Origin of the sequence: Streptomyces sp. CA-210063, assembly GCF_024612015.1 — a bacterium.
Lineage (GTDB): Bacteria > Actinomycetota > Actinomycetes > Streptomycetales > Streptomycetaceae > Streptomyces.
In genome coordinates this window covers 1,284,414-1,301,712 of record NZ_CP102512.1, presented here as the reverse complement: position 1 = coordinate 1,301,712, position 17,299 = coordinate 1,284,414, and the positions used below count along the sequence as shown (strand labels likewise).

The following is a 17,299-nucleotide window of genomic DNA, read 5'->3' as shown; positions in this document are numbered from 1 at the left end:
TCAGGCCGACGGCTTGAAGCTGTGCAGATACGGGACGACGCTGCCGACGTACGGCTTGGCGGACGTCTGCTTGTCCGTGGCGTAGAAGTTGGTCGGCAGAACCCACGGGCAGAACCAGGCCTGCTCGACCAACCATCTGTTGACGGCCTGGGCGTTCTCCTTGGCCGCGGCGCCGTCGAGCACCTGCGCCTTGTCCAGCAGCGGCTGCAGCTCGGAGTCCGAGGCGTGGTTGACGTTCCATATCGCCCCCGGCATCACGGCCTGCACGACGTCCCACAGGGGGCTTCGTGACTCAATGGCCAGGAAGAAGATCGGGTACTTGCCACTGAGCAGTTCGGCGAGGACCTGGTTGGCCGGGAGTTCGACGCGCTTGGCCTTGATGCCCAACAGAGCCATCTGCTGCACGATCAGCGGAGTGGCGAAGTCCTGGCCGGGGATCACAGGAAGGTCGAAGCTGAAGCCCCGCTCGAACCCGGCTTCTTCCATGAGGGCCTTGGCCTTCGCGACGTCGTATGGATAGTGATCGACCATGTCGGCCAGGTAGGCGTCGCTCTCGGCGTGGAAAATCTGGTTGGTGACCTTGCCATTGCCCTGGAAGAGGGCTTTGAGGATCGCGGGGCGGTCGAAGATCATGTTGATGGCCCGGCGCACCTTCACGTGCTTCAGCGCGGGGATGACCTTGCCGTCCGGGTCGCTGAGGAAGAGCCCGGCCCAGTTGACCGAGTTCTCCAGCAGGACCAGACCAGAGCCCTTCACTTCGGCACTCGTCTGGGATGTGACCGGCGAGCAGTCGACCTGACCCGACTTCAACGCGTTGACGCGGGCGGTGATGTCGGCCATCTCTCGCATGATGACCTTGTGGTAGGGGTACGCGGCCTTGTCCCAGTGGTCCTCGTTGCGTACGAAGGTGTACGTCGACCCCATGGTGGTGTTGGCCACGTCCAGTGTGTAGGGACCGGAGCCGACGGGTCTGGTGTCGCGGTCCTTTGCGGTGTGCGACTTCTTGCTGGACAGGATGCCTGGGGCCAGGCAGAGGAAGGTGGGGAGCAGGCCGTTCGGCTTGGGAGTGGTGAGCACCACCGTGGAGCTGTCCTTGACGGTGACAGTGACGTCGGCCAGCCGACTGGAATCGGAACCGCCACCGTTCTTCATGTGCTCCAGCGATGCCTTGACCGCAGCGGCGTCCACTACCGTTCCGTCGGTGAACTTCATCCCGGAGCGGAGCTTCAGTGTCAGTTCCGTGTTGTCGTCGTTGGCGGTGAAGCTCTCGGCCGCGCCGGGCGAGATGGTGCCGTCCGGCTCATACCTGAGCAGGGTGTCGAAGCAGGCTTGCCAAGGCAGCACGACCGCATAGCCGCTCGCCTGCTTGGCCGGGTCGAACGAGCCGTACGGGAAATCGAGCGCCAGCGTCAGCACTTTCGACCCGGTACCGCCGCCAGTGCCGCTCTCAGAAGTGGAGCAGCCGGTTGCCGCTCCCGTCAGCAGGGCTGCGAAGCTCAGTCCCAGCATGCCCTTGCCGAACGCACGGCGATCCATGTCGACCATGAGGTGCTCCTTTGCACGGTGGGAAAAACAGGAAGTAGTCGGGTCCCGCAACGCCGAGCGGACAAGGCGGTTTCGCGGAACGGCCGGACTCCAGGCGGATCACGCAGGGTTCGGCATGCCGACCGCATGTCCGTCACTTACGCCGGACATGCGGACATGCGGATGCGCGGATTGTGTGGGGTTTGGCTGTTGCGTGAGGAATTGAGGCACTGAGGATGTCCCAGGCGATGGGCGGTGCCGCTCGTCGAACATTTCAGCCACCTCGCGGACGGTGCGCGGTAGCGGCCCGGTCCGTGCGAGATGGCCCGTAACTTAGCTGTGGCGGGTGGCTGAAACAAGCCCCTTCTGAAACGTTTTTACCACCCCAGTCGTAACGTGACCTTCACGCGGGCTCCCTCTCAGGTCAGCGCATGTAGCCGCCCGCCGGGCCCCTCCGGTCCTCATGGGGTGCCGGGTTCCGCGCCGGAACAAGGGCAGTGACCTTGCAAATCGCTGCCCTGGGGAAGGCGAGGAGCCAGCCTCGCCGCACAACCGGAGGCCGCGAAGCCGTCAGTCCACACCCGATGGACAGCGTGCGCCTGGGTGAGGCCGTTTAGAACGATTCAAAAGCCCTGGGCGGGTCGGACGCCCCCTCTAGTGCAATGACCCTTTCCATACCTACCAACTGGTTGGGAAGTGTGCTCTACTGTGCCACAGCTAGGCGGAAACCGGCCATGCCGCTGCCCGTATTTCCATGGGCAACGTCGCTACAGGAGGTGTGTCCATGCCGCGCAGTCAGCTGGACCCGGCCAGGCCACCGCTGCCGCGCCGGACATTCCCCTTCGCGCCGGAAGACTGCCCTGGCCGGTCTCGCCCCCTGCCCGGACAACTCCCTGCCCTGGGGGAAGGTGAGGAGCCGGCCTCGCCTCACAACCGGAGGCCGCGAAGCCGTCAGAGGCCTGCTTCGACACCCTGCTGCGGCACTGGTCTGGGATGTGACCGGCGAAACCGTCGAAATGCCTTGTGATCGGCCTGCTCATCGTCTTCCTCACGGTCGGCGGTCGGCCACTCTCCGAGCGCACCCGTTGATGCGAAGCGAGGGTGGTACCGGGCGGACGCGCTTGCCCGCCGCGCCCGTCCGACCTGTGTCCGCCCCGACCTGAACCCGTCGTGACTCGGCGTACCCCATCGGAGCCTCCCTCTCATGATCGACCACATGGCAGCCTCGTCCACCCCCGGCGGTGCCGTGCCGTCCGCTCCTCGTCCCACCCCCGTGGTTCTGCGGCATCCCGCCTGGCAGGCGCACTGGATCGGACCGAAGCCCCCGCAGCCCAACACCGGCGCCGGACTGGCGCCACCGGATTCCCGCGCCCCCTTCGCCCGGTATCTGTTCCGTACGTCATTCACCCTTGATGCCGTGCCGGACGTCGTCCCCGCCAGAATCACCGCCGACTCCCGCTATGTCGTCCTGGTCAACGGCCGGGAGTCCGGGCGCGGCCCCATACGTTCCCAGCCCCGGCGGCTGACCTACGACGACCTGGACCTCGCACCGTTCGCGGTCCCCGGAGAAAACACTCTGGTGGTTCTGGTCACCTATTACGGGCACGCCAACGCCTTCTGGCAGCCCGCCGCCGCGAACGCCACCCTCGGCCGGGACGCAGTCCTGCTCTTCGAAGCCGACCTGGGCGACCGGCTGCTGGCGACCGATGGCAGCTGGCAGGTGCTGGACCCAGGTGCCTGGCAGCTGGCTCCCTCGTCCGGCATCGACGGCATACCCGTTGAATGTCTCGACGCCCGCGAGCTGCCCGCTGACTGGAAAACCGGCGCATCGGACGCCGCCTGGCACCCCGCGCAGCTCGTCCCCGCCACCCACCTGGGCTCCATGGCCCGCACACAGCCGCCCACCGACCCGTACGGACCACTGCTGCCCCGTCCGATCGGACCGCTCGACGGCGACCGGCTCACGGCGACCGCTGCCACGGTGGCCGCACCCGTCGTGACCCCGGACGACCCGCACCCCGTCATGCGGGTCCGCGCGTATCTGTCCGGACCAACGGGACCAACCGGGCCGGTCACGTCCCGGGCCGCCTTCCCGCTGGAGCTGAACCCCGGCCCCGGCAGGTCCCAGCACCTGGTCGTTGACATGGGGCGGATCGTGTGCGGCCTCGTCACCCTCGACCTTGACGCACCCCGGGGTGCTCGCGTCGACCTGATGTACCGCGAGGCGCCACATGCTCCCGGCGTGCCGGAGGCGCTGTCGGTCCCGAACATCGGCGCCCGCTACACCGCTCGAGGCTTCGACGACAGCTTCGAGGCCGTCGAAGTCAACGGATTCCGCTACATCCACGCTCTGGTCAGCGCGGACGGACCGGTCCGCATCGACAGGATCACGGTGCGCGAACACCTCTACCCGCGCGTCGGCAACGCGTACTTCAAGAGCAGCGATCCGGAACTCGACGCTCTGTACACCGCCGGGGTGCGCACCGTGGCACTCAACTCCCATGACGCCTTCACCGACTGCCCGACCCGTGAGCAGCGCGCCTGGGTAGGCGACGGCGTGGTGCATCAGATGGTGCACCTGACCACCTCCACCGACTGGCGGCTGGCCTGGAGGTACCTGGAACTGGGTAACTCACCCCGCGCGGACGGCATCCTTCCAATGAGCGTGGTCGGTGAAATCGAGCAGGGCGGCGGCACCACCATTCCTGACTGGTCACTGCACTGGCTGCACGGTGTCCACAACCTCTACCGGTACACCGCCGACCGCGACCGGCTCGCGGAGCTCGCTCCCACCGCACGGCGGGTCCTGGCCTGGTACCTGCCCTATCTCACTGCCGACGGCGTGCTCAGCGATGTACCGGAGTGGAACCTGGTGGACTGGTCGAGCGTGTTCGCCACCGGAGCCAGTTCCATCCTCACCGCCCTATGGGCGCGTGGCCTTCGTGAATACGCCGATATCAGCACCCTGCTCAACAACCGCGGCGACGCGGCTTGGGCGGCCGGCCTGTGGGAGCGGGCCCGTGCCGGGTTCGACATCTTCTGGGACGAAGGGCGCGGTACCTATCGCGACCACATCGTGCGGGGCACACCCCAGCTCGCCACCTCCCAAGCCGCAGGCGCCGCAGCGATCGTCTCCGGTCTCGCACCCGTGGACCGCTGGAACCGGATCATCGATCGCGTCATGGATCCCGCTCGGCTGGTCACCCGGTCCTGGATCGGAGGTGACGGCACCTACGACGAACAGAAGATCCTCGACGAACTGCGAGGTGTCCGGCGAGTCGACTGGGACGCGGAGGAAGAAATCGTGCGGGCCGAGCCTTTCCTCAGCTACCTCGTCCACGACGCGGCAGCCCTCACCGGAAGGACCGCCGATCTGGTCCGCTCCCTACGCAGCTGGAGCGTCTTCCTCCACGACGGATACGACACCTTCGGTGAGTGCTGGGGCTGGGGATCCCCCGTCCATGGCTGGAGTGCCACCCCGACCCGCGACCTGGTCACCCACATCCTCGGAGTCACGCCTGGCGAGCCGGGTTTCGGCCGAGCTCGCATCGCCCCCGCCTACCAGGTGCTGGAGCGGGCCGAGGGCGCGGTGCCGACCCCGGCCGGCCTGCTGTCGGTGTCCTTCGACACGGCCGGCGTCGAGGTGGACAGCCCAGTGCCGTACGTACTGGTGCTGCCCGACGGAGAGGAGGGTGAGCACGGCCCCGGGCGCATGCGGCTGGCCTTCGCCTGACCGGCTGCGGACCGCAGTCACAGGCGTACGGCCGGACCCGAATCTAGCCGGAGCGGACGGCAGAGCACAGCGCGCGCAGTTGCCTCATGACGGCCGCCGGGTCCACCTCCTCCGGACTGACCAACCACTGGTTCTCCGCGCCCTCGATGGCGCCCAGGAGCAGGGCCGCGAAATCGTCGGGGTTCAGGACGGAGGGCAGCTCACCGGTCTCGATGGACAGTCGCACCGCATCGGCCAGCTCGGCGCGCAGCGCCACATACCGTTGGGCAACCCACTCCCTGGCCGGATGCGCCTCGCCGGACGCCTCCGCGGTCAGGATGTGCGCAAGCTGGACCAAATCGCGATTGGCAAGGATCAGCCCGGTGAGGTGCTCCAGCTCTTTGAGCAGCTCCAGAAGTGTGAGGCCGGACGTGCGGGTCGTGCGACGCAGCTCGGCGTCCCGCTGCTCGAGCAGGGCCAGGAGTACGGCCTGTTTGCTCGGGTAGTGGTGCAACAGACCGGCGCGGGTGAGCCCGGCCGCCGTGGCGATGTCGTTGAGGCTCCCCGCACGGAATCCCCGAGCGGCGAACACCTCAAGCGCGGAGCCGAGGATGCGGAGTCGCGGATCGCCCGGGGCACCGCTCTCGCGGCCGTTGTTGCTCACAGGTGCATCCTATGGCGCCGTACCCGGGGGTTTGCCCGGTCCCACAGTCCCAGTCACCCTGCGCGAAACCCCAGCTCTTCTCGCTCCCGGCCCACACCGCACCACCCACATGACGCGTCCCGCAGACACCATGCTCCCGGGTACGGAACGGTCGAAGGGTTCGAGGCCCAGCGACACTGGGTTCTACCAGCGCATCCACTGAGCGAGAAGCGGGCCGCATTGGCACGTCGCGCGTCCGCCTTTTCGCCGTCGTGCCTATGGCGTGCCCTTGGGCCCGCGGACAACCACTGTCCACAGCGGTGCCAACGCCCTGAAGCCCGGCACCGTCTAACCGGGACGGCGACCGCAGTGCCAACCGGGCTCTGCGCACGATCGTGCTGGTCCGCATGCGGCACACCAGCGCACCCGGGAGTACGTCGTCATAGGTTCAAGTCCTCACTGAGAGGGTTCCCGCAGGAAGGTCCTGCTCGGTCCAGATGCATTTGCCCTCGCCGAGGAAACGCGTGCCCCAGCGTCGTGAGAGCGCGGCCACCAGGCACAGACCCCGGCCGCCCTCATCGGTGTGACCGGCGCGCCGGATGCGCGGGGTGGTAAGGCTGCCGTCGTAGACCTCGCAGATCAACGACTGGCTGCGCAGCAGACGCAGGCGTACGGGGCCCTTTGCGTGGCGAACCACATTGCCGACCAACTCACTCACCAGCAACTCAGTCGTCATTTCGAGCTCTTCCAGCCCCCAGGTGGCCAGCTGCGCGCGAACGTACTGGCGGGCCTGGCCTGCCGCCCGGGGGTCCACCGACAGGCTGTACGAGGCGACGTCGCCGACGGGCGTGCTCCGGGTATGGGCGATGAGCAGGGCCGCGTCGTCGTTCGTCCGCTCACGGTGGGGCAGAAGGGCCAAGACGATGTCGTCGCAGAGGGCGTCGAGCCGGCGTGAGGCGTCGGCCCGGGAGTTGACCGAGAAGTACGACGTCCGAGCCATGGCCTGCTTGAGGAAGTGCTGCAGTTCTGCCAGCCCTTGATCGACGGCCCGGTCGGCGGACTCCACGAGACCGTCTGTGCAGAACACCAGGAGACTTTCCTCCGGCAGCTGCAGTTCATGGACCTCGAAGGGGGGTTCGGCGGCGCCCAGCGGTGGGTTGACAGTCAGCTCGGGGGAGTGGACCGTACCGTCCGCCTGGACGATGACGGGCGGGAGATGCCCGGCCAGGGCCAGCGAACAGACCCGGGTGACCGGGTCGTAGACGGCGTAGGAGCACGTGGCGTAATAGTCCTCACCCAGGTCGCCGACGATCTCGCTGAGATGGCCGAGCAGTTCGTCGGGTTCCAGTTCCAGATCGGCGAGAGTGCGGACCGCGGTACGCAACCGTCCCATGGTCGCGGCCTCGGAGATGCCATGACCCATGACGTCCCCGATCACCATGGCGACCCTGTCGGAGGAGAGCCGGATCACGTCGTACCAGTCCCCGCCCACGCTCTCGCCCCGGCCTGAGGGCAGGTAGCGGGCGGCGGCGACGACGGCGGGCAGGTCGGGCAGCGTCCTGGGGAGCAGGTCACGCTGGAGTCGTTGGGCGCGAGTGTGCTCGGCGTCGTAGAGACGGGCTCGCTCCAGGGCCTGTGCGACCAGACCGCTGACAGCGGTCAGCAGGGTGCGTTCCCCCTCGCTGAAGGAGCGCGGTCGGGCGAAGGAGACGACGCAGCAGCCGATGGCGTGACCGGATGCGATGAGTGGGAGGAACGCCCATGCGTGTTTGGTGGACCTGGTTGTCAGGCCCTCCAAGTTCGGGTAGCGCTTGATGAACTCCGCCGTGGACTCGATGAAACTGGGCGTGCGGGTGCGGAGGGGGTCGGTGACCGCGGTGTTGGCGGCCAGCGGCACTCCGTCGATCAGGCGAAGGAAGTCCTCCGTGTACCCGACGGAGTCGAGCACGCGCACGCGCCCGCCCTCCAGGATTTCGACCACAAGCCCGTCGGCACCGAACGGTGGCAGGACATGCTCCGCGACGGCCCGGACCACGTCCTTCGACGACACTGCTTCCGTGAGCGCGACTGTCAGCTGACCCATGCGCGCGGTTCGCCCGGCCGCGGCTTGCTCTTCGGCCGTGCGCCCGGCTCCACGCAGCCGCAGTTCGGTGACGTCGGCGAAGGAGATCGTCAGTCCTCCACTCCCCAAAGGGACCAGCCGTGTTTGGTAGAAACGCTGATCAGCGGGCCAGCGAAGATCGAAGTCGACCGGAGTTCTCTCGGCGGACGCTCTTCGGCACTGTGCTTCCAGACCAGCCACGTGGCTGGCGGAAACATCCCACAGAACGCTCCCGATGGCTGTCCGGCCAACGCCGAGGACACGCTCAGCCGCTTTGTTGAGAAAGGTGATACGCCAGTCGCCGTCGACCGCCACGAAGACGTCGCTCATGGCGTCGAGGGTTCGGGCGACCCCATCCCGCCGATTTTGCGCCCCGGTCGGAGAGAGAGCGGGGACTCCGTCCAGGTGCCCCGCGGCCCACTCAGCCACCGAGTGCAGGAGGGATCGCCGTGCCGGTTCCGGCTCGCCGGGCGCCCCTGTGAAAACGGACAGTGCGCCGACGGGCCCGTCCGGGCCCGGCAGCGGCACCGACGCGATGCCGGCGGCCCCGATTTCCAAGCTGTCCGCGTCGAGCCAGACATAGCCGGCGCGGCGCATGGCACGCGCGGGTGGGACGTCCTCGTCCACCGGGATGGCGGCCCAGCGCTCGGCGGTCCTGGGGGCAAGGCCACTGACCGTGACCAGACGCAACGGTCCGCCTCCGGTATCGCACCGGTGCATGAGACCGCCCAGGCCCCTCAGGCCGGCGGTCGCCTGCTGCAGGGCGAGCTCGAGGGCCTCGGTGTTGGACAGCCCTTCGGCGGCGGACGCCAGCAACACCAGTCGTACGGGGTCAAGCCCCTCGGCACGGCTGCCGCGCCCGGCAGAATGAGCCGACACGTCGCCTCCCGGTGTCTCTGTCTCCCGAGCTTGCTGCCATCACCGTAGTCCGTAATGGGCTCGCAAACCTGCTCAAACCCGAATGAAACCAGCGATGGATCGATGGGACGGCGACCTACGCGGTCGTCACGCCACCCACCCCGGTCGGCTACAGCCGCGAGTGCGAGGTCCTGGCAGTCGGTGCCGACTCGCTGCCCGCTGCCCGGTTGTGCGCGGCTGACAATGCAGGCAGGGGCCGGGTTACCCCGGCCCCTGCCTGATGTTCGGTTGTGCCTCGCCGGGCAGGTGCGCCGTGTCGGCGAGCCTTGGTGTTACGGGCCTCCCGAGGCTGCGAGAACGGGGTGTTCCGGTTGCCTGTCCGGCGGCGGTCTAGTTGTCGGTGAAGGTCGGCGTGGTTGTCGGCTTGATCACGACCTGGTTCGGGTAGGCGGTGACCAGCGAGTCGGTGACCGAGGGCGGGGCGTCGGTCGCGACCACCACCCGGTCGCTCATCCCGTCGTAGTAAACGTCCACGCCGTAGTTGGTGGTGTCGCTGCTGGCGCCCGCGATCTTGCTGACGGCTGCAGTCTGGATGTTCTGGATCTGAGCGAGGGTGAACTGAGGGCTCTTGGCGGTGGTGGGGGCGGGCCAGCTGGCTGGGACATGTCCGGACTGGTCGGTCCAGCCGGGCGGCTTCTGAAGGTTGTTGATGTCGCCGGTGTAGTCCTTGGGGAAGATGATCACTGGTCCGATGGTGGGGTCGTCGAACGCGGTGAGCGCACAGTTGTAGTCGGCCAGGGCTTGGACCTGCTTCCACTGCAGTTGCGTCTTGACATCGCCGACACCCGTCGCCGGCGTCGCGGCCGTGGCCAGCGAATTGGCCTGGGTGGTCTGGTGCGGCGCGCACTTGCCGGGCACCGCGGCGTCGCTCTTGATCACCAGCTTGCCGGCGTACTGGGTGGCCAGCGGGTCAGTGACCGAGGCCGGGGCGTCGGTCTGCGCCACCACCCGGTCGCTCATCCCGTCGTAGAAGATGTTGAGGCGGTAATTGGTGCTGCCGTCTGCCGGTTGCACCGCTGTGATGACTGCGTCCTCGATGGCCGAGATCTGGCCGACTGTGAACAGCGGGCTCTTCGCGGTCGTGGGGGTGGGCCAGGAGGTGGGGGTCTGCCCGTACTCGTCGGTCCAGTTCGGCGGCTTCTGCAGGTTGTTGATGTCGCCGGTGTAGTCGGAGGGGAAGATGATGACGGGTCCGATGACGGGGTCCTGGAAGACCGCGATCGCTTGGTTGTAGAAGGCCAGGGCCTGGACCTGCTTCCACTGCACCTCGGTTTGGGTGGCCTGGGCGAGCGTCTCAGACGCGGACAGGGCCCGGTTGTAGACGCGGAAGTCCCGCATCCGCCCGTGGAAGTACAGGTCCGAGGAGTACAGCGACCGGCCGATGTAGTTAGCGGTCGTCGTTCCGCCGCCGATTGAGCCCGGGGTGAGCGTCACGGCGGTGTTGCGGGCTTTCTCTACGCCGTTCTCGTACAGGATGCCGGTGTTGCCCGTCTGCGTGTACGTGACGTGCTTCCACATACCGCGCGCCAGTTGGTAGGAGGATCCCGGCCGGGTCTGCTGCTCCGCAGCGGAGTTGCTCGACGTGATTCCGGTGCGGAACTGGTTCCCGGTGGAGAACAGGTAGCCGTTGCCACTGGTGCCGCTGGAGTTGCCGAACCCGTACAGGAAGTACGGCTTGCCCATGGTCCGGTCGATCCACACGTCGAAGTCGACCGTGATCGAGTTGAGCCCGGCCATGATGTTGTCCGGGACCTTCACGTAGGTATTGGAACCGTTGAAGCCCAGCCCCTCGGCGCCCTTCCAGTCGGCGGTGCCGTTGACCGTACCGTTACGGCCGTTGCCCGAGGAGTCGTGGGCGACCGTGCCGGAGGTCTCGTCCAGCTTGTAGCGCAGCAGCAGGCCGCTGGTGGTGTCGGCATGCGCCGGTGCGGCGGTGGTCAGCGCCATACCGGCGACCGCCACCAGGGAGAGGGCGGCGGCGAGACCGGCGGACATCCGCCGTCGCGCCGGGGTCAGACCAAGGACGGCTGCGCCCACAGCACCGGCCGGATTCTTTCTTGGCATCGTCTTTCCTTTCAAAGTTTGTACTCAGCTGTCCACTTCAACGGACGCGGTGCTCGGCGTTCCCGCCCGTGCTGGCCCGGCGAGGGCAGGGAGGGAAGTGCCGTTCGACACCCGCCGGTGCCTTGTCCGGACAGGGCAGCAGTCGCCGCGCCGGCCTGGGCTCCTGTGCAAGCGCCTTGCGCAGGAGCCGCAGCGGCGGGAAATCAGCGGCCCTTCGATGTAGAGAGGACGTAATGCGCGTACTGGGCGGCCGTGTAGAGGACGATCGACACGGCTTCGCCAAAGGTGCCCCGTCGGACAGCGTGCAGGGGGTGGGGGTCGCGGTAGCCCTGGGGCATGCTGAGGAGCCAGTTGAAGCGGCCGCTCAGATGGCCCCATTGATTTTCCTGCGAGACGAGTTGCGGAGGTATGAAGTGGACGGCGTCGAAGCCTATGACACCGGCGATGTTGTCCCGGATAGGGCGGAACCGGGCGGCTTCCGCGATGAACTGGGCCATCCTCAGCACGCCTCGCGCCATGTTCTGGTTGTTGTTGGCGTTGTAGAGGTACCAGGCGGCACCGTTGATGCTGTCGCGGCTGATCGCCATGTTCGCACGGTGCTCGTTGGCCGCGGTCTCCATGCTGACGTAGTTCTCCTCGAACGGGGTGCGAATGGCATCCCTCGCGTCCCTGTAACCGCCGTCATGCATGCGTTCGCGCTCCTGCAGCGGGGGCGTACGGTTACCCATGTAGTGGTAGTCGTTGTGCTCGTCCCACCAGCCGAGGATGTAAAGGTTGTCCCGCCGCAACTGCAGGCGCACGAAGTGGTCATTGCCCCACATCTGGATGTCCACCTGCACGTACGCCGCGTGGGTGTTGAGGTTCACGCTGGACCTGGTGTGGTCCACCAAGTAGGCGTTCCCTGCACCTTGCACGAAGGTGCGGCCACCGTCGTTGACTCTTGCGCGAATGGAGTTGATGAACTGGACATAGCGGTAGCCGTCGTCGGCCCCGATATGGAACATGGGGTTGCCGTCGTTGGCATACGCGGACTGCATTGTCCCCAGAGGGCCGACCAGCGCGGCGACCATCCCCAGCACCAGGGCGGCCAGGATGGAAACCATCGTCCGGGGCTTGGCGGTGATCCCAGAGATGAGGCTTTTGGACCGGCTCGGTGGCGCGGCCTTGTGTTTGTTCGGCGCGGCCTTGTCAAGGGCCTCGACTGGTTCAGTCATGTTGCTGTCCTCTACATGGGTGCAAAGTGCCGCATTCCAGCGGAAAGCGGTCGGTCGCACGGACGTTGGGGGAAGAAAACGGGGCGGGCCCGCTGTTGGCGGTGGGGTTTCTGGGCCGGGTGGCGTAAGCGGCCGGCTGACGGCTTCTTCACGCACCCCGGACTCAGGGAAAGCCCTCCGCCGGCCCGGTGTGGCCGGTGTGGCCCGAGGGGAGACAAGGGCCGGGCCGGCCGCACCGCGGGGGCGGGTTCAGCCGTTGGCCGTCGCTCTGCCACGGGTCAGCCGGGCGGCGATGACGCCCAGGACCAGGACCGCCGGGACGGTGAGCTCCAGCCACATCGCCGTGTCCTGGTCCCCGCCGATGAGGGTGGTGAAGTTGGCCAGGATCAGCCAGATGGCACCGGCGATGCCGAGCGCACCCAGGACGGGGGCGATCAGCGTGTTCCAGGGGCGAGTGTCCAGCCGTTCCCGGCGGAAGAACACGACCACCGAGACGGAGGTCAGGAAGTACAGAAGCATGACCCCCAGCACGCGCTGGGGGCGGCGGTGACCACCAAGCCGACGGCCGCCACAGCGATGGCGCCGGCAAGAAATGATCTTCGGGAAGGCGTCCCCGTGCTTCGGTGTGGGTCATGCCGACAGACTCGGTGCGGGGGTCCTTCCGAAGCCATGGGTATTTGTGCGGCCCCCCCACCCCTGAGCACGGGTATTTCTACGGGGTTGTCCTACGGGGTGGGTGCCTGGTTCGCCGTCCACCAGGACGCGATCCGGGCGCGGGAACCGAAGCCGAGCTTGGCCAGGATGTTTCTCGACGTGGCCGTGGACCGTGCGCGGCGAGCGTCCGAACGCGGAGGCGATCTGCCGGTTGCTCATGCCTTGGGCCACCAGTTCGGCCACTTCCTGATCCCGCGGGGTCAGCGGGCTCCGGGCAGGGGCGCGGCGGTCGGCTCGGAAGCGGTGCGCAGGGCGTAGGCGATGGCCTGGGGCCGCGGTGGCGCCCGCCCTCCGCGAGGGCCTTCTCGTACGCCGCCGGACCCAGGACCCGCACGATTTCCTCCTCGCACTGGCCGTGCTGCTCGGACATCAGCCCCGTTCACCGCCGGAACATCGGGGGCGCGGGCCCTGCTGTCGGCGGGCTCGCCCACGCCGGAGGTCCGGCGTACCGGCGTCGCGCGGGCACGCGCCGCTGCCGGACTCTCGAAAGATCAGCGCCGCCACCACTTCCCGGTTGTCTGCGACCGGGCCACCCGCGCGGGCCGGCCGCGTGCCCGGTCCCCGCTGTCGGGTTACCGCGAGACCTCAGTCACAGCCTTCACCCGAGGTCTATGGTCCGGTGAATAATGTTCAGAGGCATAGATGTGACTGCGTCCGTTCCGCTGCTTCCAGTACGGCGACGCGACTGAGCCCATCGCCCGCAAAGAAGCGTGCTGCCACCGCAGACAGGCGTCCTCGATGCGCCAGGTCTGGCTGCGGATGTTCCAGGATGGATGCGCGCTCGAAGGCAAGGTGGGAAGTGACCATCCGAAGCAATCTGCCCGCCGCTCTGAGCACGTTTGTGGGCAGGCGTCGGGACCTTGCGGAAGTGCACCGCCGGTTGGGGACGACGCGGTTGCTGACGCTCACTGGTGCGGGCGGGGTGGGCAAGACACGGCTGGCGCTGGAGGCCGCCGCGGCATCGGAGGCGGACTTCACCGACGGGGTGTGGCTGGTGGATCTGGCGCCGGTGCGGGACCCCGCGTCGGCGGCGACCGCGACCGCAACCGCAACCGCACTGAGGTTGCCGGACCCGGGCACCAGACCGGTCATCGACCAGCTCACCGCCTTTCTGGCCCAGCGCAGCGCGTTGATCCTGCTGGACAACTGCGAGCACCTCGTCGACGCCTGCGCCGAGCTGGCCCATGCGCTGCTGTCGGCCTCCCCTGAGCTGCGCATACTGGCGACGAGCCGCCGAGCGCTGGGTATCACCGGCGAGCGCGTCCTGCCCGTCCCTCCGCTGGCGCCGGACGAAGCGGCGGAACTGCTGTGCGACCGGGTCACGGCCGTACGCCCGGACTTCCAGGTCACCGACGGCAACCGCGCCCAGATCCGCCGACTGTGCGACGGCCTGGACGGGCTGCCGCTGGCCATAGAACTGGCTGCGTCCCGGCTGCGGAGCCTCACCGTCGAGGAGGCGGTGAACCGGCTGGAGGACCGCTTCGGGCTGCTCTCGAGCGGCAGCCCGGTCGCCCGGCCGCACCAGCGCACGCTCCGCGGCCTGATCGACTGGAGCCACGAGCTGTGCACCCCGGCCGAGCGGCTGCTGTGGAGTCGGCTGTCGGTCTTCCTCGGAGACTTCTGTCTGGACGCGGCCGAGGCCGTCTGCGCGGGTGACGGCATCGGCCGGAACGAGGTGCTCGATCTGCTCGACCGGCTGGTCGTCCAGTCCATTGTCGTACCCACCGAGCGCGAGGGCCGACCGTGCTACCGGCTACTGGAGACCGTCCGAGAGTACGGGCGGGAGCGACTCGCCGAGTCCGGCGAGGAGCAGCGACTACGGCGACGACACCATGCCTTCTATCTGGCCTTCGCCGAACGCCTCGACGACGGCTGGTACGGACCCGGCCAACAGGAGAGCCTGGCCCGGCTGCGTGCCGAGTACGCGAATCTGCGCGCGGCACTGGAGTGCGGCGGCGACCCGCAAGGCACTCTGGCGCTGGCTGCCGCGCTGCGCTTCCACTGGTGCGGCGGCGGCTTCCTCGGTACGGGACGCCGCTGGCTCGACCGGGCGCTCGCGGCCGCACCCGAGCCCACCCTGGCCCGGGCCAGGGCGCTGTGGGTCGCCGCCTGGGTGGCGGCGCTGCAGCACGATCACTCTGCGGCGCGCCGGTGGCTGGACGAGGCCGCAGAGTTGGGCGAGCGGCTGGACGACCGGGTGGTGGGCGCCCACGTTCAGAGTCTGCGCGGGACGCTGGCGTTGTGGGGCGGCCGTCTGGCGGAGGCCGTGCCCCTGCTGGAGGCGGCGGCGGCCGCTCACAGGGAGACGGGCGATGACATCGGGGCGGTCTACGCGCTGATTCAGATGGCCACTGCCCAGTCCCACCTCGAAGATCCGCGCACCACGGAGACCTGCGGGCAGGCGCTCGCCCTCGCCGAGACGCATGACGACCGGCTGGTCCGCGCGCATGCTCGGTGGACGTTCGGCTACGACGCCTGGAGGCGCGGCGACCTGGAGGAGGCCGTAGTTGTGATCCGGGCCACGCTGGAGAACGAGCAGGGCTTCAACGACTATGTCAGGGTCGCGCACATGCTGGAGCAGCTCGCCTGGGTCACCGCCGCACGCGGCGACCGCGAGGAGGCGGCACGGCTGTTGGGTGCCGCGCGTGCCCTGTGGCGGGACACCGACACCCCCCTTTCGACGTTCGGCCCGCACCTGGTCGAGCAGCACGCCCAATGCGAGGAGGGGATCGTACGGGCCATGGGCGCGGCGGCCTATGAGAAGGCTCTCGCGGAGGGCATGGGCCACCGCGGTCCCGACGAGGCCATCGACTACGCCCTGCGCACCCGTCCCGAGCCGACCGCCACCGCCCCGAGCCCGCTGACCCCCCGGGAGCGGGAAGTGGCCGCGCTGGTGGCCGAAGGCATGAGCAACCGGCGCATCGCCACCGCGTTGGCGCGCTCCCCGCGCACGGTCGACGGCCACATCGAGAACATCCTGGCCAAGCTCGGCTTCGGCTCCCGCGCCCGGATCGCGTCCTGGTGGACAGCGAACCAGGCACCCACCCGGTAGGACAACCCCGTAGAAACACCCGAGGCAGGGGCAGGGGCAGGGCCGTAGAAGTTGCGCAGGGGATCCTCCAGGTGATCGTGGCCATCTGCGAAGCGACCCGCTTCCGGAACCAGGCGCGGGATACCGTAATGGAATTCGGTCAGGGCGGCACGTTCACACTGAACGCGCAGCACATTGACCAGCACAACAACTGGGCCAACATCAGCCGGGCGTTCCTGATCGCGGTCGTCGCGGGCGCGGTCGTCCTCGCGGCTCCCATCGAGGTCGGTGGCCTCGTCCTGGCGACAACGGTGGCGGTCTCGCAAATCCTGATGACGGCCTATCACGCGAACGTCAACAGTAGAGGCAGACAACTCACCTCCTCCGAGGACACCACGCTGTACGTCGAGGCCGAGGGCTTCGGCGACTATCCGACCTTCCAGGCCGCGGTGGACGTCGCTCCCTCCGACGGGATCCAGCGCATCCTCCTTCTCGCCAAGGGCACCTACTACGAGACGATCGTCGTCCCGGCGAGCAAGCGCAACCTGTTGATCAAGGGGAACACCGGCAATGCCGCCGACGTCGTCATCACCGCCGAGCGGGCCCACGGGATGACCAACCCCGCGACGGGGGCGCCGTACGGCACCGAGGGCAGCGCCGTACTCACCGTCAAGGCGCCCGGCGTCACGGTTTCGAACGTCACGATCCAGAACACCTTCGATCCGGCCAAGCACCCGGAGATCGACGCTTTCTCGACCCAGGCGGTCGCGTTGGCCGCCGAGGGCGACCGGCAGACCTTCACCCAGGTCAGGATCATCAGTACGCAGGACACGGTCCTCGTCAAGTCGCCCGACCCCACGGCCCAGAACCGGCAGTACTTCGTCGGCAGCTACATCGAGGGCGACATCGACTTCATCTTCGGCAACGCCACCGCCGTGTTCGACCGGTGCAACATCGCCCGCGCAACTGGGTCGGCGGTACGTTGCTGGCGCCGAACACCGACTACCGGAAGAAGTACGGGATCCTGATCACCGGCAGCGAGATCTTCACCAACGGCGTGCCGGACAACACGATGTACCTCGGCCGACCGTGGCACAACACGGCGGACGCCTGGCCCCAGGCGGTGGTCCGTGACACCAAGATCCACACGGGTATCACCTTCGCGCACCCCTGGACCGACATGACCCCCGACTACCCCTGGTCGTGGGCCCGGCTCAAGGGGTACCACAACACCGTCGTCTCCTGCTCACAGGGACTGTGCGCCTCCAGCGCCGCCTCCGTGGGTGCCAACAGTCCCCAGTTGACTGATTCCGAGGCTGCCGACTACACCGCCCAGAAGTACCTGGCCGGCACCGACGGCTGGAACCCGGTCTTCTGA

11 protein-coding genes and 1 pseudogene are annotated in these 17,299 nt (G+C 68.0%); 4 read left to right on the top strand and 8 right to left on the bottom strand.

Annotated features, from left to right (window positions below; translation table 11 throughout):
* A complete protein-coding gene (locus JIX56_RS05665) occupies positions 1 to 1,545 on the bottom strand; it encodes an ABC transporter substrate-binding protein (RefSeq protein WP_257537657.1) in 1,545 nt (514 codons plus the stop codon).
* Between the two features lie 1,195 nt (positions 1,546 to 2,740).
* Between JIX56_RS05665 and JIX56_RS05660 the strand changes: the two genes are divergently transcribed.
* Positions 2,741 to 5,257 carry a family 78 glycoside hydrolase catalytic domain gene (locus tag JIX56_RS05660; protein WP_257537656.1) on the top strand — a complete coding sequence of 839 codons (2,517 nt, stop codon included), beginning with the start codon at positions 2,741 to 2,743 and terminating at the stop codon, positions 5,255 to 5,257.
* A 43-nt stretch (positions 5,258 to 5,300) separates the two neighbouring features.
* Here JIX56_RS05660 and JIX56_RS05655 read toward each other — a convergent pair whose 3' ends face one another.
* The 7 genes and pseudogenes from JIX56_RS05655 to JIX56_RS05630 form a co-directional block, all read right to left on the bottom strand.
* The gene (locus tag JIX56_RS05655) at positions 5,301 to 5,900 is read right to left on the bottom strand and encodes a TetR/AcrR family transcriptional regulator (protein WP_257537655.1); all 600 of its coding nucleotides are present in this window, start codon (positions 5,898 to 5,900) and stop codon (positions 5,301 to 5,303) included.
* 427 nt (positions 5,901 to 6,327) lie between these two features.
* Complete coding sequence (locus JIX56_RS05650; protein WP_257537654.1) at positions 6,328 to 8,859, bottom strand: ATP-binding SpoIIE family protein phosphatase; 2,532 nt, start codon at positions 8,857 to 8,859, stop codon at positions 6,328 to 6,330.
* 369 nt (positions 8,860 to 9,228) lie between these two features.
* Entirely contained in the window at positions 9,229 to 10,962 is a 1,734-nt protein-coding gene (locus JIX56_RS47615; protein ID WP_306819824.1) for a LamG domain-containing protein, read from the bottom strand.
* Between the two features lie 203 nt (positions 10,963 to 11,165).
* On the bottom strand, positions 11,166 to 12,176 hold the full coding sequence (locus tag JIX56_RS05640) for a ribosome-inactivating family protein (RefSeq protein ID WP_257537653.1): 1,011 nt from the start codon (positions 12,174 to 12,176) through the stop codon (positions 11,166 to 11,168).
* A gap of 249 nt (positions 12,177 to 12,425) precedes the next feature.
* Positions 12,426 to 12,707 (bottom strand): annotated as a pseudogene (locus JIX56_RS05635) (amino acid permease); the annotation flags it as partial.
* The gene (locus JIX56_RS47925; protein ID WP_443031785.1) at positions 12,677 to 12,847 is read right to left on the bottom strand and encodes a twin-arginine translocation signal domain-containing protein; all 171 of its coding nucleotides are present in this window, start codon (positions 12,845 to 12,847) and stop codon (positions 12,677 to 12,679) included. The pseudogene JIX56_RS05635 and the gene JIX56_RS47925, both read right to left, overlap by 31 nt.
* Positions 12,807 to 13,049 (bottom strand): hypothetical protein, encoded by a 243-nt coding sequence (locus JIX56_RS05630; RefSeq protein ID WP_257550748.1) that lies wholly within the window; start codon positions 13,047 to 13,049, stop codon positions 12,807 to 12,809. The genes JIX56_RS47925 and JIX56_RS05630 overlap by 41 nt, the downstream gene beginning before the upstream one ends.
* 736 nt (positions 13,050 to 13,785) lie before the next feature.
* On the opposite strand from JIX56_RS05630, the gene JIX56_RS05625 reads away from it, so the two are divergent.
* The 3 genes from JIX56_RS05625 to JIX56_RS05615 are packed head-to-tail and all read left to right on the top strand — an operon-like array spanning position 13,786 to position 17,299.
* Positions 13,786 to 15,942, top strand: coding sequence for an ATP-binding protein (locus JIX56_RS05625; protein ID WP_306819823.1), 2,157 nt, complete (start codon positions 13,786 to 13,788; stop codon positions 15,940 to 15,942).
* Entirely contained in the window at positions 15,912 to 16,949 is a 1,038-nt protein-coding gene (locus JIX56_RS05620; protein WP_257537651.1) for a pectinesterase family protein, read from the top strand. Before JIX56_RS05625 ends, JIX56_RS05620 begins: the two co-directional genes overlap by 31 nt.
* On the top strand, positions 16,904 to 17,299 hold the full coding sequence (locus JIX56_RS05615) for a hypothetical protein (RefSeq protein WP_257537650.1): 396 nt from the start codon (positions 16,904 to 16,906) through the stop codon (positions 17,297 to 17,299). The genes JIX56_RS05620 and JIX56_RS05615 overlap by 46 nt, the downstream gene beginning before the upstream one ends.

What these genes read in the sequence shown, in the direction of transcription:
- JIX56_RS05665 (WP_257537657.1), bottom strand. Translation starts at nt 1,545, where the DNA reads ATGGTCGACATGGATCGCCGTGCGTTCGGCAAGGGCATGCTGGGACTG.
- JIX56_RS05660 (WP_257537656.1), top strand. Translation starts at nt 2,741, where the DNA reads ATGGCAGCCTCGTCCACCCCCGGCGGTGCCGTGCCGTCCGCTCCTCGT.
- JIX56_RS47615 (WP_306819824.1), bottom strand. Translation starts at nt 10,962, where the DNA reads ATGCCAAGAAAGAATCCGGCCGGTGCTGTGGGCGCAGCCGTCCTTGGT.
- JIX56_RS05640 (WP_257537653.1), bottom strand. Translation starts at nt 12,176, where the DNA reads ATGACTGAACCAGTCGAGGCCCTTGACAAGGCCGCGCCGAACAAACAC.
- JIX56_RS47925 (WP_443031785.1), bottom strand. Translation starts at nt 12,847, where the DNA reads ATGGCTTCGGAAGGACCCCCGCACCGAGTCTGTCGGCATGACCCACAC.
- JIX56_RS05630 (WP_257550748.1), bottom strand. Translation starts at nt 13,049, where the DNA reads ATGAGCAACCGGCAGATCGCCTCCGCGTTCGGACGCTCGCCGCGCACG.